This is a genomic window from Parasphingorhabdus sp. JC815, assembly GCF_040717415.1.
Classification (GTDB): domain Bacteria; phylum Pseudomonadota; class Alphaproteobacteria; order Sphingomonadales; family Sphingomonadaceae; genus Parasphingorhabdus.
On record NZ_JBFEFM010000001.1, the window covers coordinates 40,945 to 66,193 of the forward strand.

Genomic DNA, 25,249 nt, shown 5'->3' on the forward strand with positions numbered 1-25,249 from the left:
TTTAACTGTGTGAAAATCCAAAGGGCGTATTGGCCTGACGATAATCGTCGGACAATATCTGGCGGCCAATCGGCGGCGCGGATCGCGCACGGCATTTTGTGCGATGACACAGCCGGCAGGTGACACCGATGGGGGTAGCATTGTCCGGACTGATGTCGGTCCGGCCGCGGGTATAGATCAGGCGGTCGGCATGTTCCGCGGCGCAGCCGAGCGCGATCGCCCGTTCAACCCGCGGCGTACCAAATTCGCCGCCGCCTGCGGTCACAGTGCGGGCAATAGAGAAAAACCGCTGTCCATCGGGAAGCTCTAACCATTGGGTCAGAACCTGTCGCGGCGTTTGGAACGCATGGTGCACCGACCATAAGGGGCACGCACCGCCATGACGGGCAAAGGGAAACCCTGCGCCATCCAGCCGTTTGGACACATTACCGGCGGGGTCCACGCGAATGAAAAAGAACGGCACGCGCTCTTGCCCCGGCTTTTGCAACGTGGTCAGACGGTGGGCGGTCTGCTCAAAACTGGTCCCGAATTGACGAGCCAGCGCCTCGACATCATAATGGCGTTTCTCGACCGCTTTGGCAAAAGCCGTATAAGGCATGAGTAAAGCCGCCGCAGCATAGCTGGTGAGGGCGCGCCGGGCCAGACGCTCACCGCTTTCGGTAGTGAAGCTGCCGTCTTTCAGGACATTGTCAATCTCGCCTTTCAGCTCAAGATAGGAGAGTTGCAACGCCAGTTGGAACATCTGGCTGGCGTGATCCAGTTGATCGTCGAGCAATATCTGTCGCCGGTGCCGGTCGAGCCGCCGCGTTGCGCCCATCATCACATCCGAAGGCAGCCTACGCACTTCAAGACCGTGTTTTTGCTTCAGATGCGCGATCATGCTTTCCTGACCGCTCACGGTTTCCGCAATGCGCTCGGCGGCGTCATCTATGCTCGAAAAACTGTTACGGCGGGCGGCAAGAAAGCGGCGTGCCTGTGCCACAGGGTCAGCGGCGTCTGCGGCATCGACATTGCTTACCTCTGCGCCGGTATCTTTATCGGCCAACGCCAGTTGTTCTTCCCGATATGCGGTATAAAGGCGCAGCATCGCTTCGGTAAAGCCGGGATAGCTGGTTGCTACGTCAGCTGTGTCGAGCTGAGGGAAATCAATATCTGCAAACATCGGGTCTTTCAAAACCGATTCCAGCCGCGCAGTATATTCCTCCCCGCCATCACCAGCCAGTTCCGCCATGTCGATCTTATAGGTGCGGGCAAGACGCAGCAGCATATCGGCGGTAAACGGGCGCTGGTTACGTTCCAGCAACGCGACATAAGAGGCCGAGATTTCCAGATCAGCGGCCATATCGGCCTGGGTAAGGCCCAGATCACGGCGCAGCCTTTTCAGGCGCGGACCCATATAGACGGGGCGTTCACTGGACATGACGGACTTTATTCATCTTAGACGACTCGCGTGGTTTGTAATATCCTTACAACTATACAACAAAAATTTGTAAAGCGTTACAGTTAAACTGCACAGCGCTTCGGCCCGGGCAAATGACAGCTTAGAAGGAGGGCATAGCTTAAGACGAATCGACGGCTGTAAAGGCCGATACCCAAAAGGAGCATGACCATGTCATATCAAGACCATATTAATCAGACCAACGCGCTGATCCAGAAACAAAACGGCACATGGGACGGCATTGACGCTGAGTCCGTAGCCCGTATGCGTTTGCAAAACCGTTTTAAAACCGGCCTTGATATTGCAAAATATACCGCCGCTATCATGCGTGAAGACATGGCCGCTTATGATGCTGATCCCGCAAATTATACCCAGTCGCTGGGTTGCTGGCACGGATTTATCGGTCAGCAGAAGATGATCTCGATCAAAAAGCATTTTGGCGATACCAAAGGCCGCTATCTTTATCTTTCCGGTTGGATGGTCGCCGCTTTGCGTAGCGAATTTGGTCCGTTGCCCGATCAATCCATGCACGAAAAAACATCCGTTCCAGCCCTGATCGAAGAGCTTTATACATTTTTGCGTCAGGCCGATGCCCGCGAATTGGGCGGCATGTTCCGCGAAATTGATGAGGCACGCGAAAGCGGCGACATGGTTACGGAAAAACGGTTGCTGAACGAAGTTGAAAACTACCAGACTCACGTCGTTCCGATCATTGCCGACATTGACGCCGGTTTCGGTAATGCCGAGGCAACCTATTTGCTGGCCAAGAAAATGATCGAAGCGGGTGCTTGCGCTCTGCAAATCGAAAATCAGGTGTCCGATGAAAAGCAATGCGGGCATCAGGACGGTAAAGTGACTGTTCCGCATGAGGACTTTCTGGCGAAAGTCCGTGCCTGCCGCTATGCGTTTCTTGAACTGGGCGTGGAAGATGGCATTATTGTTACGCGCACCGACTCACTGGGTGCTGGTCTCACCAAACAGATTGCGGTCAGCAAAGAGCCGGGCGATCTGGGTGATCAATATAACAGCTTCCTTGATTGTGAAGAAATTGATCCCGCAACGGCGCAAAATGGTGACGTTATCCTGAACCGTGATGGCAAATTGATGCGCCCCAAACGCCTGCCAAGCAACCTTTTCCAGTTCCGCGAAGGAACCGGCGAAGACCGCTGCGTGCTCGATTGCATTACATCATTGCAGCACGGCGCTGATCTTTTGTGGATCGAAACCGAGAAACCCCATGTCGAGCAGATTGCCGGAATGGTTGACCGGATCCGCGAAGTCATGCCGAATGCAAAGCTGGTTTATAACAACTCGCCTTCGTTCAACTGGACACTGAATTTCCGTCAGCAGGTTTATGATGCGTGGGCCGCCGAAGGCAAGGATGTTACCGCCTATGACCGTGCGAACCTGATGAGCGTAGAATATGATACAACCGAACTGGCGGTAGATGCAGATGAACGCATCCGGACTTTCCAGGCGGATGCCGCGAAACGGGCCGGTATTTTCCACCACCTGATTACGCTGCCGACCTATCACACGGCGGCACTGTCCACCGATAACCTTGCTAAAGAATATTTCGGTGAGCAAGCTATGCTGGGTTATGTACGCAATGTTCAACGTCAGGAAATCCGCCAAGGCATTGCCTGTGTGAAGCACCAGAATATGGCTGGCTCCGACATTGGTGATGACCACAAGGATTATTTCGCTGGTGAAGCGGCTCTGAAAGCAGGTGGCGCTGACAACACGATGAACCAATTCGGTTAATTGTTGGATTGCAGATTGAATGAAAGGCCCGGGGTAAAATCCGGGCCTTTTTTGTGCTACCGAACCGTCATTTCCGCGCAGACGGGAAGGACGATGATATGACTGCGAAGCTTTTGAAGTGCTTTATTCCGTTGTAACGGCTTCGGAGTTTTCATCCGTCTTGCTGTCTTCGCCTGCTGGTGCATCGGCTTCTGCTGTGTCCGGCATGGCTTTATCGATGGGCATTTCGTCTAATGGTGCTTCGCCGCCGGTGAGCTTGTCATCAATGGGGGCAGTCTCGTCGATAGGCGCAGCGTCAAGCGGCTCTTCGATGGGCGGGCTTATTATTTCTGCACTATTATCTGCGTCCAAGGCCGGATCTTCGGCTGGCGGGGCATCGCAAGCAGCAAGCGCCATTATCGCGGGTGTCACTATCAATGCTGGTTTCAATAGATTTGTCATGGCGGTATTCCTTTGCCGGGCTAATTTTCACATAATCTGGTTTTCCAGAATATTGCGGCGGCCAATCCGGTGGGGGAGGGAAGCCGGGATTGGCCGCTCGCTTCATGCACTGCCTATACCGGCTGCTTATACTGAGTCTGTGCCGGATGGGTTCAAGGCGTGCTTAACTATTTGCCTATTTGGGGTCGGCTATTGCGGATCAGGGGCGCCGTCACCATCCTGGTCAAAAGCATCCGGTGAACCGTCGCCATTGGTGTCCCAGCTATCGGGTTTGCCATCGCCGCGTTGGTCCCATGCATCCATTTTGCCATCCCCATCTGTGTCTATGGTCGCTGGAGCGCCTACAGGTGCTGCTTCTTCCGCCGCGCTTTCTTCCGGGACGTCCTGAGCAAAACTTGGTGCAGCGATCAATGTGGCGGCACCAAAAGCGGCTGCAATCATGGGTAATTTTTTCATAATCCTAAACTCCGTTATTAACCCCTGCACATCTCAAAATGATGCTGGGCAGGTAACATTCCACAAGTAAGCGGCGGGAAGCACGACTTGCGCGATTAAATGAGAAGTGACTGGATTTCGTCGAGAATGGGGGTCTGTTTATCCGATTTGGTGAAAATTGAGGATAAGGGGTTTGACGCTGAAATACCGATTCTTGCCCAAATTTGATTCCATTTCTTTCTGAAAGCTATGTGACTTTATTGATTCTGCTGCTTTGAACGAACCTGTTATCAAGTCTGTGGCCCATCATTCCGGTTGCGGGTTATGCAATCGCACTCACTGTCTTATCAAGTGTCATTACATTGTAAAATAGCGCATTATCTTATAAACAAGCGCCAATACATTATGAGTTCCACCCAAAAGGGGGCGATCGACGATGTTTGAGCAGTTTGATGCCGTAATGTTAGCGCGCATACAGTTTGCGTTTACAATCAGCTTTCATTTTATATTTCCAGCCTTCTCTATCGGCCTTGCCAGCTATCTCGCTGTGCTGGAGGGGCTTTGGCTGAAAACCGGCAAACAGCTTTATATGGATCTGTTCAAATATTGGCTGAAGATATTTGCGGTTACTTTTGCTATGGGCGTCGTGTCCGGCATCGTCATGTCCTATCAATTCGGGACCAACTGGGCGGTGTTTTCCGATCTTGCCGGACCCATTGTCGGACCGCTCATGGCCTATGAGGTGCTGACCGCATTTTTCTTAGAAGCCGGTTTTCTGGGCGTTATGCTGTTCGGAATGAACAGAGTGGGCAAAAAGCTGCATTTTATGGCGACGCTGATGGTGGCGCTCGGTACGTTTATTTCCGCTTTCTGGATATTAAGCGTGAATAGCTGGATGCAAACGCCAGCGGGCTTTGAAATCGCTGCCAACGGGCAATTTGTGCCGGGTGAGAGCTGGTCGGACATCGTTTTTAACCCCAGCTTTCCATATCGGCTGTTTCACACACTTATGGCGACTTATCTGACCACCGCCTTTGTGGTGGGCGCTGTCGGCGCGTGGCATTTGCTTAAAGACAAGGCTAATCCCCATGCCCGGAAAATGTTCTCGATGGCGATGTGGATGGCCGCGCTGGTGGCTCCGGTCCAGATTTTCGCTGGCGATCTGCACGGTCTGAACACGCTGGAGCATCAACCGGCAAAGGTCATGGCGATGGAAGGCCATTATGACAGCCACCCCGACGGCGCGCCGCTGATCCTGTTTGGTATTCCCAATAGCGCGGAAAAGCGGGTGGATTACAAGGTCGAGATTCCCAAATTATCATCGCTTATCCTCAAGCATGATCTGAACGCGCCGCTGGACGGGCTGGACACGGTTCCCGAAGCGGACCAGCCGCCGGTGGGCATGGTGTTCTGGTCATTCCGGATCATGGTCGGCATCGGCTTTGCCATGTTGGGCATGGGTTTATGGAGCCTGTTCGCCAGAACGCGGAAGAAACTTTATGACTGGCCTCTGCTCCACCGCGCTGCCATTTTGATGGGGCCAGCGGGCTTTGTTGCGGTGATTGCCGGATGGATCACGACCGAGGTCGGGCGGCAACCCTTTACCATATATGGCTTGCTTCGCACGGTGGACAGTGCGTCGCCGCTGGCAGCTCCAGCCGTAGGTGCCTCGTTAGTCGCGTTTATCATCGTCTATTTCGCCGTATTTGGTGTAGGCACATGGTATATCATGCGCCTGATGAAAGCATCGCCACAAGCGGGTGAAAAAGGGGTCAAGTCAACCGAAAAAGGCCCGGTTCGCACAGCGGGTATCATGCCGGGGCCGGTTTATGACATGCCCGCTCTCGATGCCCCTGAAAAAGGAGAAGCATGATGGATTTAACAGTTATCTGGGCTTTCATCATTGCTTTTGCGGTCTTTGCCTATGTCGTCATGGATGGATTTGATCTTGGCATCGGGATATTATTTCCCGTGTTCACTGTCGGCAAGGAGCGGGATCAGGCGATGAACTCCATTGCGCCAGTGTGGGATGGCAACGAAACCTGGCTGGTGTTGGGCGGGGGCGGTTTGCTTGCGGCTTTTCCGCTGGCTTATGCGGTCATTCTTCCGGCCACCTATCCGCTAATCATCGTGATGTTACTGGGGCTTATTTTCCGCGGGGTCGCTTTTGAATTCCGCTGGCGCGACCCGGGGCACCGCAGAATCTGGGACTTGTCTTTTACCATAGGGTCGCTGACCGCTGCGATGGCACAGGGCATGATTTTGGGCGCATTATTACAAGGAGTGGAGGTTGTTGACCGTGCTTATGCCGGAAGCTGGTTTGACTGGTTGACGCCTTATACGCTGCTCACCGGACTGGGAACGGTTGCGGGCTATGCGTTGCTTGGCGCCACGTGGTTAATCTGGAAAACTGATGGGGGAACGCAGCAGGATGCCTATCGTCTCGCCAAACCGGCGGCCATTGCAACGCTTGCTCTCATGGCGGCGGTCAGCCTGTATACGCCGTTTCTTGACGGGCAATATTGGGCGCGATGGTTTGATATGCCCAGTATCTTATTTGCCGCGCAAGTGCCGTTGCTGGTATTGATCCTGACTTATTTCCTGTTTCGCGGATTGTTCAAGAAACAGGAGCTTGCACCTTTTTTGATTTCGCTGGGCCTGTTCTTTCTTGGCATGGCCGGACTGGGTATTTCGATGTTCCCCTATATCGTTCCGGACCAGATTACGATCTGGGATGCGGCGGTTCCCGAAAGCAGCCAGATATTCATGTTGGTCGGGGTGGTGATAACCGTGCCGCTCATTCTGGCTTATACCGGCTGGACCTATTGGGTGTTCCGCGGAAAAGTCGGAACGGACGGTTACCACTAATGGCTTCGACAGACGGACCGGCTGATGATTCCCCGTTATGGAAACGGCTGTTATGGATGGCCGCAATCTGGACGATGAGCATCACGGTTCTGGGCATTGTCGCATATATTTTGCGCCTGTGGATTGCTTAATGGATCACGTAACGGATTGACGATGTATCTCCGGTAAATCAGTCATTATCACGCGTGTAATTCGTGTCCCGAAACATATTCCGCATCAAACATAATTAAGCTCATGGGTTAATCGCTATTAACCGTGACACTTTATACGTGTTTAATAAATGCTGGCCATTTTCATTGGCGGGCACAGGAACAGGGGAAGCGCCGAAAGGCAGAAATGAGGTTCCGCATGAAACACGTAAAAATACCGAAAGTCTCCCAAAAAGCCACCAGAGTCATTGGGCCGCTTGGGGAAGCGCTGGCTGAACATGATTTGCCGCCTGCTGACACAACCCGCTGGGTTATCAGGCGCAAGGCAGAGGTGGTTGCTGCCGTCAATGGCGGGCTACTCACCACAGATGAAGCATGTGAGCGTTATAATCTGTCACTCGAGGAGTTAATCTCTTGGCAAGAGGCGGTCCATCGGTCGGGCATGACCGGATTGCGGATCACCCGTTTACAGGAATATCGGGCCCAGAAACAAAAACAGGATGCTTGATATGACAGGCAGTGAAAGCTGGTAATTTGGTCAAAAGCCTAAGCAGCTTTTCAGCCTGTCATCCAGTCATCCCATCGCCGCCCGGCGTAACGCGGCGGTCCCCCCAGAAAACTTTCGAGGTCAGCCATGTCCAGAGCCAAAGTCATCATAGTCGAAGAGGAAAACGCACTTTCCCGGTCACTACAGGATGATCTGGAAGCGCATGATATTTCCGTCGCCTGTGTTTTCTCGAAACTGGATGAAGAGGCAGGTCTGGTGTTTGGCGCGGATACTTTGGTCATTGATCCCAAAGCGATGCGGGAAAATGGCCATGATCTGCTCGACCGCTTTTCAGGGCTGCGATCGTCGCTGCCGGTCATATTAACCCCGAATCCCAAAGATAGCGGCGATGATTTTGTTTTCGATCCCGGCAGCGTGGTGCAACGTTTGCAAAAACCTTATAAGGTGCCGACATTGTCCAATCTTATCGGGCGTATGGCTGAAGTTAGCGGCCATGCTGTAAATGATTTCGACTATGTGTGCGCGCTGGTGGAAACAGACCGGCTATTACCCAATCTGTCGGTAGAGTTTCAGTCCAAACAATGTTTGAAAAGCGAGAGGATCGTCGGATATGAGGCGCTGACCCGGATAAAGACGCGCCGGGCGCTCAATCCGGCAATCATCTTTTCCGATCTGGTCGATGTCGCCGTAGAAGTCGAGGCGACACTGGTTGTAGTGAACGAAGCGATAAGGCTCGCTACTGCCTTGGCAAAACAGGGAAAAGCGGTTCCGGTATCGTTTAATTGCAGCGCAATCCTGATGACCTATCGCCGGTTTGTCGATGCGTTGATCAGCCGGTTGAAACGCGCCGACGTGCCGCCAAAGGCATTGATGCTGGAAATTACCGAGGAATCTCGCGTTGTCGATATTGACCGGATGGCCGCTGTTTGCCACGTTTTGCGCGAACATGGCCTAGCCATTTCAATTGATGATTACGGCACCGGGCTTGCCAATCTGGAACGGATAACAAAAATACCGTTCGATGAACTGAAACTCGACAAAACGATTTTCAATGCCTGTTATGACGGGGATATTCCGATCTCGCTGTTGACATCAATGCTGGAGTTTTGCCGCAGCCGCAAAGCGCGTTCGGTCATTGAAGGCATTGAAACCAAACATCATCTGGCGCAGGCCCGCTTGCTTGGCGCTGATTTTGGCCAGGGCTTTTACTGGGGCTGTGCGGTGCCGCCGAAATATTTCGTCCCCGGCTGGTAAGGTTTAGCACCCCTTATCTAATGGCAAAATAAACTTCACTGGACCTTCTGATGAAGGGGGCTTACCATGAGCGTCGTCCCCGGGGAGCCTGTAAAGGTTGAGAGCGGAATGAACCGCGACCCGTTGAACCTGATCCCGTTAACCCGGGCGGAGGGAGGGAGCGGTGTTTTGGATAGCCAAACCGCGCTCCGCTCTCTCAAAGGAGAGAAGCGATGGGTAATGCAGAAAATATCACCGGATGGATCACCCTTTTCATGGGTATTTATGCCATTTCGGCTGGCACGGGAGAATTTCGTCGCCCCGGTTTTTGGACCGGAATGTTGCGCGAAGTGCAGGCAAGCGGCGCGATCCAGTTTTTGACCGGGATTATTACCATTACCCTTGGTGCGACGATATATCTCGTCAATCCCTTCAACCCCGCCGATATTCTCTCGATCCTGATTACTGTGGTGGGCGGTATAGCCTTGCTTGAAGGGGTCGCGATCCTGGCGTTTGGCGACTGGTTCCTTACCCTGGCCGGCAAGATGATGAACCGGGGCAGTAAAATCTGGGCCGGATTTGCGATTGCTATCGGTGTCATCGCCGTTGTGGTCGCACTGGCCCGGCTACAAGTATTTTAACACACGCTTTTAACAATATTTATTTCAACAAGGACAAACCCTTATGGCTGATATTCCCGCAAAAACCGAAATTGGCGTAACCACTGGCCCGATCCGTGGTTCGAAAAAAATCCATGTCGCCGCACATAGCGGTTCGGGCATCCGTGTGGCGATGCGCGAAATCTATCTGGAGGGCGGTGAAGATCCGGTGCGCGTCTATGACACATCCGGCCCCTATACCGATCCCGATGCGCTGATCGACATTAACGCAGGGCTACCGCAAATGCGTCGCGAATGGATTGAAGCGCGCGGCGACGTGGAATCCTATGACGGGCGGGAAATCAAGCCCGAAGATAACGGCCAGCTTGGCCCCGACCGTAGCGGCGGCGTCCCGCAATTCCCCCATGTCGTCAAACGGCCTCTGCGCGCAAAACCCGGCGCAAATGTCTCGCAAATGCACTATGCCCGCAAAGGCATTATCACCCCCGAAATGGAATATGTCGCAGAGCGCGAGAATCTGGGGCGCGAGCGGCTGAAAGAATATAAGCGCGATGGCGAGAGCTTTGGCGCATCCATCCCCGACTATGTCACGCCGGAATTTGTCCGGGACGAAATCGCACGGGGCCGGGCGATTATTCCGAATAATATCAACCACCCCGAATCCGAACCGATGGCAATTGGCCGCAACTTTCTGGTCAAGGTCAATGCCAATATCGGCAATAGCGCGGTTGCATCCGATGTCGCCAATGAAGTCGACAAGATGGTCTGGTCTATCCGCTGGGGCGCGGACACAGTGATGGATCTGTCTACTGGCCGCAACATTCACGACACGCGCGAATGGATTATCCGTAACTCGCCCGTGCCGATCGGGACCGTGCCGATTTATCAGGCGCTGGAAAAAGTCGGCGGCGTGGCCGAAGACCTGACGTGGGAAATCTTCCGCGATACATTGATCGAGCAAGCAGAGCAGGGCGTGGATTATTTCACTATCCATGCGGGCGTGCGTCTGCCCTATGTTCCAATGGCGGCAAAGCGCGTCACCGGCATAGTATCGCGTGGCGGGTCGATCATGGCGAAATGGTGCCTTGCCCATCACAAGGAAAGTTTCCTTTACGAGCATTTTGACGACATTACCGAGATTATGAAAGCCTATGACATTGCTTATAGCCTTGGCGATGGTCTGCGCCCCGGTTCGATTGCCGACGCCAATGACGAAGCCCAATTCTCCGAGCTTTATACGCTGGGCGAGCTGACCCACCGCGCATGGAAATCCGATGTGCAGGTGATGATCGAAGGCCCCGGCCATGTGCCGATGCACAAAATCAAAGAGAATATGGAAAAGCAGCTCGAAGTCTGCGGAGAGGCGCCTTTCTATACGCTTGGACCGCTAACCACCGACATTGCGCCCGGCTATGACCATATCACCAGCGGTATCGGCGCGGCGCAAATCGGTTGGTATGGCACCGCGATGCTTTGCTATGTCACACCGAAAGAACATCTGGGCCTACCCGACCGTGATGACGTGAAAGTCGGCGTTGTCACCTATAAGCTCGCCGCCCACGCGGCTGATCTGGCCAAGGGCCACCCTGCGGCGCAGGTGCGCGATGATGCGCTGTCCAAGGCACGGTTCGAGTTCCGCTGGCGCGACCAGTTCAACCTCTCGCTCGACCCTGATACGGCGATGGAATATCACGACCAGACCCTGCCCGCCGAGGGCGCAAAGACCGCGCATTTCTGTTCGATGTGCGGGCCGAAATTCTGTTCGATGAAAATCAGCCAGGAAGTCCGCGACTTCGCCAGCAAGCAGAACCAGAGCGCCGAGAGCTTTATCGCCTCGGAAAAACTGGGCGCCGATACCGCAGCGGCCAGCAAAGCCGCCGCCGAAGAAGGCATGCGCGAAATGGCAAAAGTCTATAAGGACAAGGGCCAGGAACTCTATCTGCCCGCAGACGAGGTTGAAGAGGCCGCGCAAGAACCGGCAGAGTAAACTAAAGCCCCTCCTCTTTCGGGGAGGGGCCATAGGAATGCTTTAAGAGAGGGGCCAGCATAATGATCACCGACCATCCGGGAACCATTCGCGCGCCTGTGCGTCGCGCATGTATGAAAAATCTGCTTTCCCCGATATCATTCGCGCTGGTTCCGCTTGCCCTGTTAGCGGCCTGTTCATCGCAAACGCCCGAACAGGAATCAGCGGAAGGTTCCACGGCTTTGGCGGAGCCGAGCGGCAAATCATCGGACACCCCAAAGCCTGCGCCCCCCGTTAAAAAGGCGCAGCCGGATATGCTCTCGCTTGCCGGACTGGGCGATCTGCGTATCGGTGAGGCTGTCCCCGCCACCAGCGGCTGGAGCGAGATGGGCGCGCAGCTATCGGACGTTTGCCGCGTGCTCTCATCGCCCGATTACCCCGGCGCCTATGCGATTGCCGAAGGGGGCAAGGTGCGGCGTATCTCGATCGGTCCACGCTCACCGGTCAAGCTGGCCGAAGGCATCGGGACCGGCGCCAGCGAAGCCGAGGTCCAAAAATACTACCCCTTTCCGGCAACCCCGCACAAATATGTCGACGCCCCGGCCAAATATCTAACCGCCCCCAACGCCGGAAGCGGCACGCCCGCCCTGCGCTTTGAAATCGGCAGCGACGGCAAAGTCAGCCAAATCCACGTCGGCACCATGCCGGTGCTCGGTTATGTTGAGGGCTGTGCTTAGACTTCGCGTGAGCAGGCCAGCAAATTGCCGGGTGATAAGATGTGAAGGGGGTATGGGGCTGATATTGTGGTGATGAGGCGGCTTATCCCTCAATCCCGTTTGTCATCCTGAACTTGTTTCAGGATCCAAAGTGGTTCGGAGTGCCTCCTGATAGATCCTGAAACAAGTTCAGGATGACGATGCATATATGTTGAATGATAGCACCTCCGCACCGAACGAGACGCAAAAACCGGAACGCAACCCCACCACCGTCATTCCCGCGAAGGCGGGAATCCAGCTTTCTTTGTAAGGTTCGGGCAAATATATTCCCAACTGTGTGGGTGTAATTAGTCTATATCTAAAATTTAATTCATGGGTGTAGTAATAATTCATAATTGAAAAATACTTGAAGTATTATAAAAGCTTATCATAATTATGGAAAAGGTGTATTATTTATGTGGGGTAAAAATAGGCTGGAAGCATTGTTATCGAAAGGTTACTTTCCTAAGGAACTTCCACATGTATTTACCACCCAGAGTTTTGGCGCAAATTCTATAGATATTTTAAAAGAGTGGGAGACTGCCGAGCTATTTCACAAGTGTGATAATGATAAAAAATACAAAAAGAAAAATGGGTCATACGGGTACAAGCTTAGGCATAGTGAGTTAGAAACAATATCAACTCCAAAAAAGGGCTTTGAGCGACGAAATGTACATATCACTCATCCGATACCGCAAAGTTTACTAGCGTATGAACTGTCTTTCAATTGGAAGGCGGTTCAAAAGTGGTTGTCTAGGCAAACCTACTCTATGGATGAAATCAAAATTTCCAAAAATCACCCTCGGTCCATCAAGGGCATCGTATTTGAACTGCATCGGGTCAAGCAGGCATATATTGAAGCAACTTCCGATTGGCTTGTTAAAACCGATATTACTCGTTTCTACCCCTCCATCTATACACATTCAATTCCATGGGCGGCGTATGGTAAAGAGAAAGTGAAAGATAATCTCAAGTCTTACGAAGGCTCTTTAGCTGATCGACTAGATTTTTTGGTTCGCAGTTGTAACCGTAATCAGACAGTTGGCATACCCATTGGGCCTGAAACATCTCGTGTTCTTGCGGAAATTATATCATCGAGAATAGACTCTGATTTCTTAGAGTTAAGTGATCCTAGCATGAGAGAGAACGTAGACCGTCTTCAAGATGATTGGTTTATAGGGCTAAAAGATTTAGAGTCCGCAGAAACCACGTTAGCTGCTATTACGTCAGTTTATCGATCCTACGGACTAGACATAAATGGCAGTAAAACTTCTATTTCTCGCGTTGTCACACATGCAAAGGAAGCTTGGATATCGGAAATAGGCGCATTTTTGTCTCATCGTCCGGGCCCATTGATCGGTGCTCGTCTACGTGAATTCCTTAATCTTGTTCTGCGATTGCAAACTTCATACGAGAATCAGGCAGTTACTAACTATGCTTTGACTGTGTTAGAAAACCATAAATCGTCAAAATCCGATGTCGCAGAGTTAGAATCTTTTCTGCTTAAGGCTTCAATTGTCTCGCCGGGTTCAATGTCGCGAATATGTGAATTACTCTTAAACTTGGATTTCGATACTAACCGTGTCTCTAAGAAACGCATATGTTCGAGGTTTACAGAATTAGCTGAAAGAAATCTCACGAACGGAAATACGTATGAAGCAATTTGGCAGATATACACTATTCGTGGATTAGGAATTCGCATGAAAACCGGTAAGATTTCAGAAATGGCAAAAAACATACCTTCGAGTGCATTAGCTTTAGTGTTATTAGATATGGATAAACGCGGATTATGTACTGGAAGTCTACCAAAGGCTTATTGGGAAGATAAAATCACCAAAAACGGAGTGATGACCGATTGGACTTGGTTACTTGCATATGAGGGATTTAGAAATGGTTGGTTGAATGATGCGAAAAACATAATGAACGAACCTTTTTTCAAGGCGATGAATTCTTGTGGGGTTGTGTTTTATGATCCTAAGCGGAACGTTCCTAAAACTGCAAAAACCGTATTTAGACGTTCTCTTGTAAGAAGCTTCTACCAAAGAGAGATAGCTAAATTTTTACTGCATACTAGGGGTTTTGACATGGAGAATTATTGATTTAAATGATCTGTCAAAATTCTATCCCCACTCGTCATCCTGAGCTTGTTTCAGGATCTATAGCGAGTTAATGCGCCTATAAATGGATCCTGAAACAAGTTCAGGATGACTGTGTAGGTGTTCAAAAAGACACTGCGGCTATCAGGAACACGACCACGTCTATAATAAACCAGACTCCATTCGTTCCATATATCCCCCAAAAAAAACCACTTTCCTACAAATAACCATATAGGTTATCTCAATTCGTATGGAAAACTAAAAACACACAGCTCGCCCTTTGTCTTCAACCTTTAGCCAAGCAGAAACTTCGTCTGTTTCGTCGCCTGCCGTGGCGCAGGAGACTGCTGCGCAGCTCCCCGCGCAGGTGCCTGAACCTGCCGAGCCGCTCGATTTTGTTCCGGTGGAGCGGGAGAGGCAGCGCGTCGATGGATGGACGCCGCAGCGGCAGCGGGATTTTATTGGGATACTGGCTGATACAGGCTGCGTGCGGGAGGCGGCGAAATTGGTCGGCATGTCGGAAAGCAGCGCTTATCGGCTTCGCCGCTCGCTAGAGGGGCAGAGCTTTTCTTATGCGTGGGAACTGGCGATGCGACAGGCGAGCCGGCGGCTGGTCGATGTGGCGTTTGAACGCGCGCTGAAGGGCGTGGAAGACCCCGTATTTGATCGTGATGGGCAGTGCACCTATGTCCGGCGCAAATATAATGACCGCTTGTTGATGTTCCTGCTGCGCGCCCATAATCCGGCGCAATACGGCATTGGCGACGAACGGATTGTTGGTCTTGGCAAGAAAAAGGCTGTGAAGGACTGGTCCAATGGCTATACGCCGCTGACGGCTGCGCTGGAAATGATCCATCCTACGCTGGACGAGAATTTTGATGATGCCAATTCAGGGGAAGGCAGCGTTAAAAGTATAAACGGGGATGATAGGCATGATGCCAACACCCCCGATAATCCAAAAATGGCGGAATAAAACGCTTCCTTGGTGTGAACTTAGTGAACTTAGCCTAAGTTACAGCGGGTATAATCCACACAACCGTCATGGCGATCAAAGCAAGTATGAGTGATATTCCCAATACCCATCGCACGCCTTGCGGGTTGGTTTTGTTGCTCGCTTCTTCTTCTGAAACGCTGATATTGTCACCGTCTTTATCCATCATTTTCCTCCTGGAAATTGTTGAACTTCACTGTAACATGAAAAGCCCGGCTCATGTAAGGGGTTCTAACGATTGCGAAAAGGCCAGTTTATCACATTGCCGGCAATCAGCGCCCACCAGATGAAAACCGGCTGAAACAAAAGGCGCGGACCGTGGTAAGCCCAGTTCGCGGTTTCTCCGCCAATGGCGATATTGTTTATCGCATGATTGATGTTGGCCGGATAAACACACAGCGCATAAAGCGCCAGCCCGATCCCGGCGGCATAACGGATATGCGGCACAAGCCGGGGCGGGATGAGCAAGCCAATGCTACCCGCGATTTCCGCCACGCCGGTCAGGAAAATGACCTGCTGCGGAAAAGGAACCCAGCCGGGCGTAATCGCCAGAAAGCCGCCGGGGCTTTTGATATGGGCAATTCCCGCAATCAGATAGAATATAGCAAGGAGCAGACGAAAAAACCGGCGCATCAGGGAGTCGCGCGATTCCTTCAATCCTGATCCCCCCATGGCGGAGGCGGGGGAGGAACGGCTTTGGTCAGGTCAAACTCGACCCGGAAAAAGCGGCCTTCGGGCGAAGAATTATCAGAAGGCGCGTCGGTGGCTGGAGTATCGGACGGGGTGCCGGATGGAGCGGGGCGGCGCAATTCATAGGCAAAGCGGGCGTCGCTTTGGCCCGGCGGGCTGATTTCCACGGCCCAGACATTGGTGACAGATTGGTCCAGCCCTTCCTGTTTGAACAGCGCGATGGATTCGGCATCGACCGGGAACTGCTGACGCTCTGCGCTACCGCGTGAAACGGTATCGCCGCCATAATTGGTTACAGCATCAAGCGACCCGTCCTCATGCCGGTGACGGTGTTTCAGACGCAGGCGGCTTTTGTCTCCGTCGGTAATACGGGTGATGATCCATGTGCGCGAGCGGTCCCATTCGCTATCCGCCGCATCGGTGGGAGAGGGGCCGACATGAAAAGGAATCCGGATCTCGTTCTGGTCACAATGCGCGACATGCATGATCATCGGCTTGCCCGCCATATCGGCATCTACCGCTTGATCAGAGGCGAGAGTGCCTGAAAAAGCCTTGCCGCAAAGCTGCGACAGGCGGTCAAAATAGACGTCTTGCGGTTCTGGAGCTATTGGCTGCTCGTCAGGCTGGCAAGCTGTCAAAGCCGCAGACATGGCAATTGCGGTGAATGCAGTGGGCAGAGGGCCGGAAAGGCGAAAAATATGTGTCATATCACAGTGCGATACACATTATTGCCCGTTCGGGGAAGGGGAACGAAAATAGCAGCCCGACCCCTTAAAGGCTCGCATCGCCTCATACTGGTGCCAAGCCGTTTGCTATGTATCCGATAGACTGCTATAGGCAAAGATAGCTAATAATCGCGTACGACGAAATTCTTGTCTAAGGGCCGGTAAAACGGTCTGCATACTCTTTTTTCCTTCTTCTCGACGTTGGCGAATCCGTCTGATTTTGCTGAGGCAGAGTCAGACATAATTAAGTTATGAATAGGAATAAGAATATGCCTATAGGCACAGTAAAATTTTTCAACACCGACAAAGGCTATGGCTTTATCGCTCCTGAAGATGGCGGCGATGACAGCTTCGTGCATATCACAGCGGTCCAGGCTGCTGGCATGCAGACTCTCGAAAAAGAGCAGCGTTTGTCTTATGAAATCGAAACCGGAAACAATGGCAAGAAAGCAGCTGTAAATCTTGAGCAGGCTTAATGCTATTGGTCATTGATTTGGCCGGTTAGTAATTGTGAAAGGGCGGGAGTGCGATGGTGCTCCTGCCCTTTTTTGTCTTTCCTACAGATGCACTGTTGTGCAATATCTTGGCTCTGTGCAGTGCCGCAGATTCAGGTAATTATATTCTGAACAGGTGGCAAAGACCAGTTTATCGCTGGCAAGCCATTGGCTTGCAGAAACGCATTGGCTTTGCTGAAATGCTTGCACCCGAAAAAGCCATTATAGGCCGACAATGGAGAGGGGTGGGGCGCTTTTAGCACCAGATGCCTGCCGCCTTGCTCCACGCTTTGCACAAAGCCTGCTTTTTTTTGTGCATAATTGCCCCACAGCAGGAATACGACGGGCTGTTCCCTTGCCGCAATCAGGCGGATGACCGCATCGGTGAACTGTTCCCACCCTTTGCCGCGATGGGACGCAGCCTGGCCTTGCTCGACGGTCAACACGCTGTTGAGGAGCAACACACCCTGTTTGGCCCAGGATTCCAGAAAGCCGTGCGAGGGGCGCGGCATAGCGATATCGCTTTCCAGTTCCTTGTAGATATTGACCAGCGAGGGCGGGGGGCGAACGCCGGGCTGCACGCTAAAACACAGTCCATGTGCCTGCCCCGGTCCGTGATAGGGGTCCTGTCCCAATATAACGACCCGGACCATTTCCAGCGGCGTAAGGTCAAGTGCGCGGAAATATTCACTGCCTTTGGGAAATATGGTTTTCCCTGCCTGTTTCTGCTCAACCAAAAAGCTGCACAAATCCGTCATATAGTTGCTGGAAAACTCTGGCATAAGCGGTGTCTTCCAACTGTCATGCAATGTGATCTGATCTGTTTCTTTCATATCCGACAAATAGCAACTTGCCTGTGATTGGCAATCAAGCAGCAAGACAGCTTGCCAGCCGTGAAATGGAACCTTACGATATTGAACAGCGCAGTAATTTGCTGTCGCGCGGTTTTTGAGAATAGACGATCATGACAAACACCAACACTCCAGTAATTTCGGCGACCGGCCTGTTTACGCCAGATGACAGCATCAGCAATGAAGAACTGGTAACAAGTTTCAACGCTTATGTTGATTTGCACAATCGCGAAAATGCCGAGGCAATAGCGGCGGGTGATGTGCAGGAATTACAACATAGCTCGGTTGAGTTTATCGAAAAAGCATCCGGGATAAAATCGCGCTATGTGTTGTCCAAAGACCCTATATTGGACCCGGAAACAATGTGCCCGCGGATGCCTGAGAGACCGGATGATGAAATATCCATTCTAGCTGAAATCGGTGTAAAAGCTGCTAAGCAAGCCCTGGAGCGAGCAGGGCGGAAAGCGGAAGATGTCGATGCCGTGCTTTGTGCGTGCTCGAATATGCAGCGGGCCTATCCTGCGATTGCGGTCGAAATACAGGACGCGCTTGGCATGGACGAGGGCTTCGGTTTTGATATGAATGTCGCTTGTTCTTCGGCCACATTCGGAATTCAGACTGCTGCCGATTATATCCGCTCTGGCAGCGCAAAATCTGTGCTGGTTATCAATCCGGAAATTTGTTCGGGCCATTTGAACTGGCGCGACCGTGATAGCCATTTCATTTTTGGAGATGTCGCAACGGCAATATTAGTGGAAGCAAAAGATATTGCTCCGCCGCAGCACTGGGAAATTATTGGCACGAAACTGAAAACCCAATTCTCCAATAATATCCGCAATAATTTCGGCTTCCTCAACCGCACTAGTCCGGAGACGCGGGACAATGCCGACAAATTATTTGTGCAGGAAGGACGCAAGGTGTTCAAAGAAGTGGTGCCGATGGTCGCAAAGATGATTGTCGAACAGGCGGAGCGGCTGAAAATACAGACTGGTGATCTCAGACGGCTCTGGCTTCATCAGGCAAATGCCGGGATGAACAGGTTGATAGCCCAGCGGGTATTGGGACATGAGGCAAGTGACGACGAAAGTCCGACTGTACTAGATACTTACGCCAACACCTCATCGGCTGGTTCAATCATTGCTTTTCACAAACATAGCGATGATCTGCTTGATGGCGACATTGGACTCATTTGTTCCTTTGGTGCAGGATATTCGGCAGGGACGGTTTTTGTAAGAAAAACCACCTAAAGGGAGAGATAATAATGACCATGACAGGACAATGCCTTTGCGGAGCTATAAGCTATAGCGTCAGTGGAGAGCCGCAAATGACCGCTGTTTGTCATTGCAAAAATTGCCAGCGTCAATCGGGCAGTGCTTATTCGGTCCTCTTTGGCGTTACAAATGATCAGATAGATGTTCAGGGCGATGTTACGACTTATGAAGATAGCAGCGAAACCGGAAATCTTGTCGGACGGCATTTTTGCGGCAAATGTGGTTCACCGCTATTGACCACATTACCAACGCAGCCGGGAATGACCTTTGTCAAAGCCGGCACGCTGGATGATACCAGCAATCTTGATCCGCAACTACACTTTTGGACGAAAAGCGCTCAAAAATGGGTGGTGATTGATCCCGATGTTCCGCAAATGGAAGGAAATCCGGGATAATATGCCAAGGTGATTAGCGTTCGCGCACGTTTCATCAATTTGCTTTTGCGCTTGTTGAAGGTGCAGAAGCGTCTGGCCGATTATGAGACTAGCATGAAGTTTCTGGCGAAAGACAGGCAACGCGGTCCAGCGCAGCCCGGTCGATGGTTAAAGAAACACTCCCAGATTAGTGAGCATCGGATTGATGGGCATTTGGTCTACGAGATTGGACCAAAGCAGGATGGAGGAATCCAGCCTAGCAGGCATCACATATTTTATCTGCATGGCGGCGCTTATGCGTTTAATATTATGACTTTCCATTGGGCGTTGATCGGGAAGCTAATCAAAGCGACCGGAGCCAGCGCGACTGTTCCGCTTTACCCCCTCGCGCCCGAACACGACTGGTCCCGAAGCTACCCTGTGGTGATGGAGGCTTATAAACAGGCGGTTGCCAAATATGGCGCGGAAAATATCACTGTCATGGGTGATAGCGCTGGCGGCGGATATAGTCTGGGGCTTGCCCAGATGCTGCGCGATCAGGCCGGACCGCTACCGGGAAAGCTCATCCTTTTGTCGCCGTGGCTGGATGCTACAGCTAGTGACCCTTCCCAAAAAGAGCTTGAAAAGCATGATGTCCTTTTGTCGGTTCAGGGCGCGCAAACCGCAGGACAATTTTGGGCTGGCGAAGGGAATGATCCAGCGGCTTTCCCTGTCAGTCCGCTTTATACTGCCATCGACCAGCTGCCGCCTATCGCCATTTTTGCAGGAAATAATGATGTGCTTTACGCCGATGCGCTGCGACTGAAACAAAAAGCGGATGATCAGGGCATAAATGTCGCGCTACATGTCGGTGATCAGATGCAGCATGTATGGATGCTATTACCAATCCGTGAAGCAAAACTGGCGCAGACGCAGATAGCGGAGTTTATAACGCGCTGAGATGCAGGTTATAATCAGCCTTTCTGGGTTCTGCCGCGCTCAATCACTTCTAATCGCCGCTGTTCGACTTCTTCGGCACTGACATTGCTATTATAAGCGTTTGTAACCTCTGTTTCCAAAGCCATCGCGTCTTTGAAATTGCGGTCATAACCGTCGCGGATAAGTTTTTTATAGGTTTTGAGAAATATCGGATCAATTGTTGCCATATCGGCGGCCAGCACCTTCGCGGCGGGCATCAACTCATCAGGTGCATAGACGTGGTTGACCAGACCCCAGCTTCGGGCTGTATCCGCATCCAGAAACTGACCGGTAAAGCTCATCTCACACGCGCGGGACAGGCCGATATAACGTGACAGTTTTTGCGATAATCCCCATCCCGGAATTATACCGACACGCGCATGGGTGTCGGCAAAACGGGCATTGGTCGATGCAATCCGCACATCACAAGCGAGGGCAAGTTCAAAGCCGCCAGTGATAGCCACGCCGTTTATCGCTCCGATCACAGGAATTTCCAGCTTTTCAAGTGCTTTGCACGGATTGCTACCCGGTGCCTGATCGGTTGCCGGACCAAGACCGGACGACCCCAGTTCCTTCAAATCAAGTCCGGCAGTAAACGCTCGCTCGCCAGCGCCGGTTATAATAGCCGCCCGGATATTGCTGTCTCCAGCAATGTCTTCACATGCATCAAAAAGTGCGCTCCGCAAATCATGGGACAGGGCATTCATGGCTTCGGGACGGTTGAGGGTTATGGTTGCAACGCCGTCGGATTTTTCAAGTAAAATCAATGTCATTAATCATCGTCCCCCGATTCATATTTTTCGGCAATCTGCGCGCCCATGGCGGCAGTCATTTCAAATAGCTTTACCGGATCGCTTTGCCGCAATTGCGCCAGACTTAACTCCGGACCATCAGCGATAATCAGCTCCGGTAGCTTATTGGCAATCGCCTCGACAATCTGGCGGGCACATTCGGAAGGTTCCATACCATTGTCGATCATCGCGTCGGATTTGTCGCGTCTGCTGCCATCTTTGGTGAGCGCGTTGCGGGAAATATCGGTGCGGATGGAGCCGGGCAAAATATTGGTGACATGGATATTATGACGCGTCTGGGTTTCCGCGCGCAATGCGTCCATATAACCGATCAGGCCGTGTTTGGCGGCGCAATAAGCCGTGCGTAGCGGCACTCCGACGCGCCCCGCAACAGAACTGATTCCGACAATATGACCACCGCCTGCGTTAATCATATGGGGCAACAATAGTTGCGTCAGCCATATCGGGGCCAAAAGATCTATGTTTACAATCTGGTGATGGACATTGGGATCGGTATCAATCGCCAGACTTCTTTGGCTAACCCCGGCATTGTTTATCAATATATCAACCCGGCCTTTCCATTGTTGCGCTTCGGCAACCTTGGCGGGCAGGGCATCATAGTCTGTGCTTTCAAAGGGCAGCAGCAGCGTATCTGTTGTGATATCCGCTGCTACCTTTTCCAAAGCCTCTACCCGCCGACCGGACAGGATGATATGCGCGCCTTCATCGGAAAAAGCTCGTGCAAGAGCCGCACCTATTCCAGATGATGCGCCCGTGATCCAGAATATTTTATCCGTGAAACCCAACATTATATCCTCTGCCTTTTATTTTTATCCGGTCGGTTTTTTTGGTACTTGATCTGGTCTAAGCGTCTTTGCTGATCTTTGGCGCATCGTCGCCCAGGTCTTCAAACCATGCTTCGACTTCACCGTTCAGCTTTATGAGCAAGGGATTGCCCTTGCGATCAAGGGTCTTACCAGCCTGCACTTTGACCCAGCTTTCAGACACGCAATATTCTTCAATATTATGTTTGCGTTCTCCGCGAAAATTAATGCCGATGCCGCGCTCCAGCATTTCACCGCCATAATATTTGCTGCGCGGATTGATAGCGAGCCGGTCCGGCGGCGTATTGGGGCCAGTGTTTTGAGTGTCCGCGTTTTGAGTGTCAGTGTCTTTGGTTTCGGATGTATTTGTTTCGTTCATGGGGATAAATTTCCTGTTCTGTCGTTATGTTAGATGGTCTGCTTTTCATGAATAGCACGGAAATTTTCTGCAACAGGTCAGGAAGCAGAAAAAGCATAAGGCTGGCTGTATATTCCTCCGCTTTCTCATTCTACCAAAAATTGCATGGTTTCAGGCAATAAAGCATCGGCCACAACATAGCGGCGCTTTACCGTGCAGGACAGGCTGAAAAATTTACGCTTTATGTTTGACCGCTATCAAGCGACTATTCAAAAACATCACCGATAGTCTCGCTTGCCTTGGGGTCTTCTCCAAAGCGGTTTTTGCCTCTGGTGCCATCAAGACACATGAAGATAAATACGATCAATCCGCCGATATAGGGTACGAAATTGAGCAGGACGAACCAGCCGGATTTATCCTGATCATGGAAACGGCGCACCTGCACGGCTATTGACGGAATGATGATCGCCAGAAAATATAGTCCGAATAATCCCATCATCAGGCCGCCACCAAAAGGCATGCCACCGGAAACATCAGATGAGAAACCGCCCAAAACGCCGCCGATAATGGTGATTCCAACGACGATGATGATCTGGAGCAGCACGAACATCCAATATTCTTTGCGCCGTGAACGCCCGCTAAAATCCGCATAGCGTTTCAGCGGCATTACCATCCATTCCATTGTTTTTCCCCTCCTTGTTATAGGAGCGGTTAGCCTAAGCTAGCCACATTGGAAATCAACGATAATCTTTTAGAGCTTATTATGCCGTTCAGGCCGCATCAGCCCGACGGGATGCCTTTTTACGCTCGTTAGGATCAAGATGGCGTTTGCGTAGACGGATATTCTTTGGTGTCACCTCGACCAGCTCGTCATTGTCGATATAGGCAATGGCCTGTTCCAGCGTCATGATTGTTGGCGGGGTAAGGCGGATTGAATCCTCCTTGCCAGAGACACGGAAGTTGGTGAGCTGTTTCGCCTTCATCGGGTTGACATCAAGGTCCCCTGGTTTGGCATTTTCACCGATAATCATGCCTTCATACACCGGCGTCTGGGCACCAATGAACATGATGCCGCGGTCTTCCAGTGCATTAAGCGCATAAGCGGCGGCTGTTCCGGTTCCGTTCGAAACCAGTACGCCAACAGGACGCCCTTCGATGACACCTTTATAGTCATCATATTTTTCAAACAGGCGGTTCATCAAGCCGGTTCCGCGCGTATCGGAAAGAAATTCCCCATGATAGCCGATCAAACCGCGTGAGGGAGCAGAGAAGGTCAGGCGCGTTTTGCCGCCGCCCGATGGACGCTGTTCTGTCAGTTCCGCTTTGCGGCGCTGCATTTTCGACACAACCGTGCTGCTATGTTCATCATCAACATCAATGACCACGGTTTCATAAGGCTCCTGACGCTGGCCATCCACCTCGCGATACAGAACGCGCGGACGGGAAATAGACAGTTCAAAACCCTCGCGGCGCATGGTTTCAATCAATACGCCAAGCTGCAATTCGCCGCGACCGGCAACTTCAAAGCTGTCTTTGTCGCTGCTTTCGGTAATTTTAATCGCAACATTGGATTCGGCTTCGCGGAACAAGCGGTCACGAATGACGCGACTGGTGACTTTGTCGCCTTCACGTCCGGCCATCGGGCTGTCATTCACCGCAAAGTTCATCGACAGGGTTGGCGGGTCAATCGGCTGTGCGGCGATAGGTTCGCTGACGGAAGGATCGCAAATCGTGTTGGCAACGGTCGCGTCAGTGAGGCCGGCCAGTGAAATAATATCTCCCGCAGAAGCACTTTCTACCGGAACCCGCTCCAACCCACGGAAAGCCATGATCTTTGTCGCGCGGCCGGTTTCGACAACTTTGCCGTCCATGTCGAGTGCGTGGATCGGCGCATTAAGGTTGATTTTGCCGCTTTCGACTTTGCCGGTTAATATGCGGCCAACAAAATTGTCGCGGTCAAGCAGGGTCACAAGAAACTTGAAATCCGCATCGGGGTCAACATCCGGTTCCGGAACATGTTCGACAATCTTGTTGAACAACGGGGAAAGATCGCCCTCGCGCACATCCGGCGATTCACCCGCATAACCATTACGGCCACTGGCAAACAGAGTCGGGAAATCAAGCTGTTCGTCACTGGCATCAAGATTGACGAACAGATCAAACACTTCGTCCAATACCGCTTCGGCGCGGCCATCGGGGCGGTCAATCTTGTTGACGACAACAATCGGCTTCAGGCCAAGCGCAAGTGCTTTGCCGGTTACAAATTTAGTTTGTGGCATTGCACCTTCCGCGCTGTCGACAAGCAGGATAACGCCGTCAACCATCGACAAAATCCGTTCCACTTCGCCGCCAAAGTCGGCGTGGCCCGGTGTATCGACAATATTGATGCGTGTGCCCTTCCAGTCGACGCTGGTGCATTTAGCCAGAATCGTAATGCCGCGCTCTCTTTCCAGATCGTTGCTGTCCATCACGCGCTCTGCCACCCGTTCATTGTCTCGGAATGTGCCGGACTGGCGGAAAAGCTGGTCCACAAGGGTGGTTTTACCGTGATCAACGTGCGCGATAATGGCGATGTTGCGAAGAGACATAATATATTCTGCCATAATGATGAGGAAAGGAGGCTATTGTGCCGCACCTTAAAGAGGGTGGG

The 25,249-nt window shown here is 51.9% G+C and carries 27 protein-coding genes and 1 riboswitch; of the genes, 15 read left to right on the forward strand and 12 right to left on the reverse strand.

From position 1 onward, the window contains the following. Position 1: 1 nt before the first annotated feature. On the reverse strand, positions 2-1,420 hold the full coding sequence (locus tag AB1K62_RS00180) for a short-chain fatty acyl-CoA regulator family protein (RefSeq protein WP_367000284.1): 1,419 nt from the start codon (positions 1,418-1,420) through the stop codon (positions 2-4). Positions 1,421-1,609: 189 nt separating this feature from the next. On the opposite strand from AB1K62_RS00180, the gene AB1K62_RS00185 reads away from it, so the two are divergent. Beyond that, positions 1,610-3,202, forward strand: coding sequence for an isocitrate lyase (locus tag AB1K62_RS00185; protein WP_367000286.1), 1,593 nt, complete (start codon positions 1,610-1,612; stop codon positions 3,200-3,202). Positions 3,203-3,325: 123 nt separating this feature from the next. Here the strand turns inward: AB1K62_RS00185 and AB1K62_RS00190 are convergent, their stop codons facing one another. Both AB1K62_RS00190 and AB1K62_RS00195 read right to left on the reverse strand, forming a co-directional pair. Next, complete coding sequence (locus AB1K62_RS00190) at positions 3,326-3,643, reverse strand: hypothetical protein (RefSeq protein ID WP_367000287.1); 318 nt, start codon at positions 3,641-3,643, stop codon at positions 3,326-3,328. A gap of 189 nt (positions 3,644-3,832) precedes the next feature. Next, positions 3,833-4,099 carry a hypothetical protein gene (locus tag AB1K62_RS00195; protein ID WP_367000289.1) on the reverse strand — a complete coding sequence of 89 codons (267 nt, stop codon included), beginning with the start codon at positions 4,097-4,099 and terminating at the stop codon, positions 3,833-3,835. A gap of 415 nt (positions 4,100-4,514) precedes the next feature. On the opposite strand from AB1K62_RS00195, the gene AB1K62_RS00200 reads away from it, so the two are divergent. The 10 genes from AB1K62_RS00200 (at position 4,515) to AB1K62_RS00245 (ending at position 15,246) form a co-directional block, all read left to right on the forward strand. Next, complete coding sequence (locus AB1K62_RS00200) at positions 4,515-5,951, forward strand: cytochrome ubiquinol oxidase subunit I (protein WP_367000291.1); 1,437 nt, start codon at positions 4,515-4,517, stop codon at positions 5,949-5,951. Beyond that, positions 5,948-6,946, forward strand: a complete 999-nt coding sequence (cydB, locus tag AB1K62_RS00205; protein ID WP_367000293.1) for a cytochrome d ubiquinol oxidase subunit II — start codon at positions 5,948-5,950, stop codon at positions 6,944-6,946. Before AB1K62_RS00200 ends, cydB begins: the two co-directional genes overlap by 4 nt. Continuing rightward, the gene (locus tag AB1K62_RS00210; RefSeq protein WP_367000295.1) at positions 6,946-7,077 is read left to right on the forward strand and encodes a DUF2474 domain-containing protein; all 132 of its coding nucleotides are present in this window, start codon (positions 6,946-6,948) and stop codon (positions 7,075-7,077) included. The genes cydB and AB1K62_RS00210 overlap by 1 nt, the downstream gene beginning before the upstream one ends. A gap of 217 nt (positions 7,078-7,294) precedes the next feature. Beyond that, positions 7,295-7,603, forward strand: a complete 309-nt coding sequence (locus AB1K62_RS00215; RefSeq protein ID WP_367000296.1) for a DUF1153 domain-containing protein — start codon at positions 7,295-7,297, stop codon at positions 7,601-7,603. A 126-nt stretch (positions 7,604-7,729) separates the two neighbouring features. After that, positions 7,730-8,857, forward strand: a complete 1,128-nt coding sequence (locus AB1K62_RS00220; protein WP_367000298.1) for an EAL domain-containing protein — start codon at positions 7,730-7,732, stop codon at positions 8,855-8,857. Positions 8,858-8,927: 70 nt separating this feature from the next. Then, positions 8,928-9,030: riboswitch (TPP riboswitch) on the forward strand. 39 nt (positions 9,031-9,069) lie between these two features. Next, positions 9,070-9,477 (forward strand): hypothetical protein, encoded by a 408-nt coding sequence (locus AB1K62_RS00225; RefSeq protein WP_367000299.1) that lies wholly within the window; start codon positions 9,070-9,072, stop codon positions 9,475-9,477. A 43-nt stretch (positions 9,478-9,520) separates the two neighbouring features. Then, positions 9,521-11,443: a phosphomethylpyrimidine synthase ThiC gene (gene thiC / locus AB1K62_RS00230; protein ID WP_367000301.1), complete on the forward strand. Its 1,923-nt coding sequence runs from the start codon at positions 9,521-9,523 to the stop codon at positions 11,441-11,443. Positions 11,444-11,505: 62 nt separating this feature from the next. Further along, a complete protein-coding gene (locus AB1K62_RS00235; protein ID WP_367000303.1) occupies positions 11,506-12,159 on the forward strand; it encodes a hypothetical protein in 654 nt (217 codons plus the stop codon). Between the two features lie 434 nt (positions 12,160-12,593). After that, positions 12,594-14,276: an RNA-directed DNA polymerase gene (locus AB1K62_RS00240; protein ID WP_367000305.1), complete on the forward strand. Its 1,683-nt coding sequence runs from the start codon at positions 12,594-12,596 to the stop codon at positions 14,274-14,276. Positions 14,277-14,553: 277 nt separating this feature from the next. Next, positions 14,554-15,246: a hypothetical protein gene (locus AB1K62_RS00245; RefSeq protein WP_367000307.1), complete on the forward strand. Its 693-nt coding sequence runs from the start codon at positions 14,554-14,556 to the stop codon at positions 15,244-15,246. A 34-nt stretch (positions 15,247-15,280) separates the two neighbouring features. Here the strand turns inward: AB1K62_RS00245 and AB1K62_RS00250 are convergent, their stop codons facing one another. The 3 genes from AB1K62_RS00250 to AB1K62_RS00260 form a co-directional block, all read right to left on the reverse strand. Further along, positions 15,281-15,433: a hypothetical protein gene (locus AB1K62_RS00250; protein WP_367000308.1), complete on the reverse strand. Its 153-nt coding sequence runs from the start codon at positions 15,431-15,433 to the stop codon at positions 15,281-15,283. A 62-nt stretch (positions 15,434-15,495) separates the two neighbouring features. Then, on the reverse strand, positions 15,496-15,897 hold the full coding sequence (locus tag AB1K62_RS00255) for a DoxX family protein (RefSeq protein ID WP_367000309.1): 402 nt from the start codon (positions 15,895-15,897) through the stop codon (positions 15,496-15,498). Positions 15,898-15,917: 20 nt separating this feature from the next. After that, on the reverse strand, positions 15,918-16,661 hold the full coding sequence (locus AB1K62_RS00260; protein WP_367000311.1) for a hypothetical protein: 744 nt from the start codon (positions 16,659-16,661) through the stop codon (positions 15,918-15,920). Between the two features lie 287 nt (positions 16,662-16,948). On the opposite strand from AB1K62_RS00260, the gene AB1K62_RS00265 reads away from it, so the two are divergent. Continuing rightward, positions 16,949-17,155 carry a cold-shock protein gene (locus AB1K62_RS00265; RefSeq protein ID WP_367000313.1) on the forward strand — a complete coding sequence of 69 codons (207 nt, stop codon included), beginning with the start codon at positions 16,949-16,951 and terminating at the stop codon, positions 17,153-17,155. Between the two features lie 131 nt (positions 17,156-17,286). On the opposite strand, the gene ung is transcribed toward AB1K62_RS00265, so the two are convergent. Continuing rightward, entirely contained in the window at positions 17,287-18,006 is a 720-nt protein-coding gene (ung, locus tag AB1K62_RS00270) for a uracil-DNA glycosylase (RefSeq protein ID WP_367001989.1), read from the reverse strand. Between the two features lie 131 nt (positions 18,007-18,137). Between ung and AB1K62_RS00275 the strand changes: the two genes are divergently transcribed. Genes AB1K62_RS00275 through AB1K62_RS00285 form a run of 3 tightly spaced genes read left to right on the forward strand, consistent with a single transcriptional unit; the run spans position 18,138 to position 20,608 of the window. Further along, on the forward strand, positions 18,138-19,271 hold the full coding sequence (locus AB1K62_RS00275; protein WP_367000314.1) for a beta-ketoacyl-ACP synthase III: 1,134 nt from the start codon (positions 18,138-18,140) through the stop codon (positions 19,269-19,271). Between the two features lie 14 nt (positions 19,272-19,285). Next, a complete protein-coding gene (locus AB1K62_RS00280; RefSeq protein ID WP_367000316.1) occupies positions 19,286-19,690 on the forward strand; it encodes a GFA family protein in 405 nt (134 codons plus the stop codon). A 9-nt stretch (positions 19,691-19,699) separates the two neighbouring features. Beyond that, entirely contained in the window at positions 19,700-20,608 is a 909-nt protein-coding gene (locus AB1K62_RS00285) for an alpha/beta hydrolase (protein ID WP_367000318.1), read from the forward strand. A 14-nt stretch (positions 20,609-20,622) separates the two neighbouring features. Here AB1K62_RS00285 and AB1K62_RS00290 read toward each other — a convergent pair whose 3' ends face one another. The 5 genes from AB1K62_RS00290 to typA form a co-directional block, all read right to left on the reverse strand. Next, positions 20,623-21,399 (reverse strand): enoyl-CoA hydratase, encoded by a 777-nt coding sequence (locus tag AB1K62_RS00290; RefSeq protein WP_367000320.1) that lies wholly within the window; start codon positions 21,397-21,399, stop codon positions 20,623-20,625. Continuing rightward, complete coding sequence (locus tag AB1K62_RS00295) at positions 21,399-22,226, reverse strand: SDR family NAD(P)-dependent oxidoreductase (RefSeq protein WP_367000321.1); 828 nt, start codon at positions 22,224-22,226, stop codon at positions 21,399-21,401. Before AB1K62_RS00295 ends, AB1K62_RS00290 begins: the two co-directional genes overlap by 1 nt. 55 nt (positions 22,227-22,281) lie before the next feature. Then, positions 22,282-22,620 (reverse strand): DUF3297 family protein, encoded by a 339-nt coding sequence (locus tag AB1K62_RS00300; protein ID WP_367000323.1) that lies wholly within the window; start codon positions 22,618-22,620, stop codon positions 22,282-22,284. Positions 22,621-22,864: 244 nt separating this feature from the next. Next, a complete protein-coding gene (locus AB1K62_RS00305) occupies positions 22,865-23,281 on the reverse strand; it encodes a DUF805 domain-containing protein (protein ID WP_367000325.1) in 417 nt (138 codons plus the stop codon). Positions 23,282-23,369: 88 nt separating this feature from the next. Then, positions 23,370-25,187 carry a translational GTPase TypA gene (typA, locus tag AB1K62_RS00310; RefSeq protein ID WP_367000327.1) on the reverse strand — a complete coding sequence of 606 codons (1,818 nt, stop codon included), beginning with the start codon at positions 25,185-25,187 and terminating at the stop codon, positions 23,370-23,372. Between the last annotated feature and the right edge of the window lie 62 nt (positions 25,188-25,249).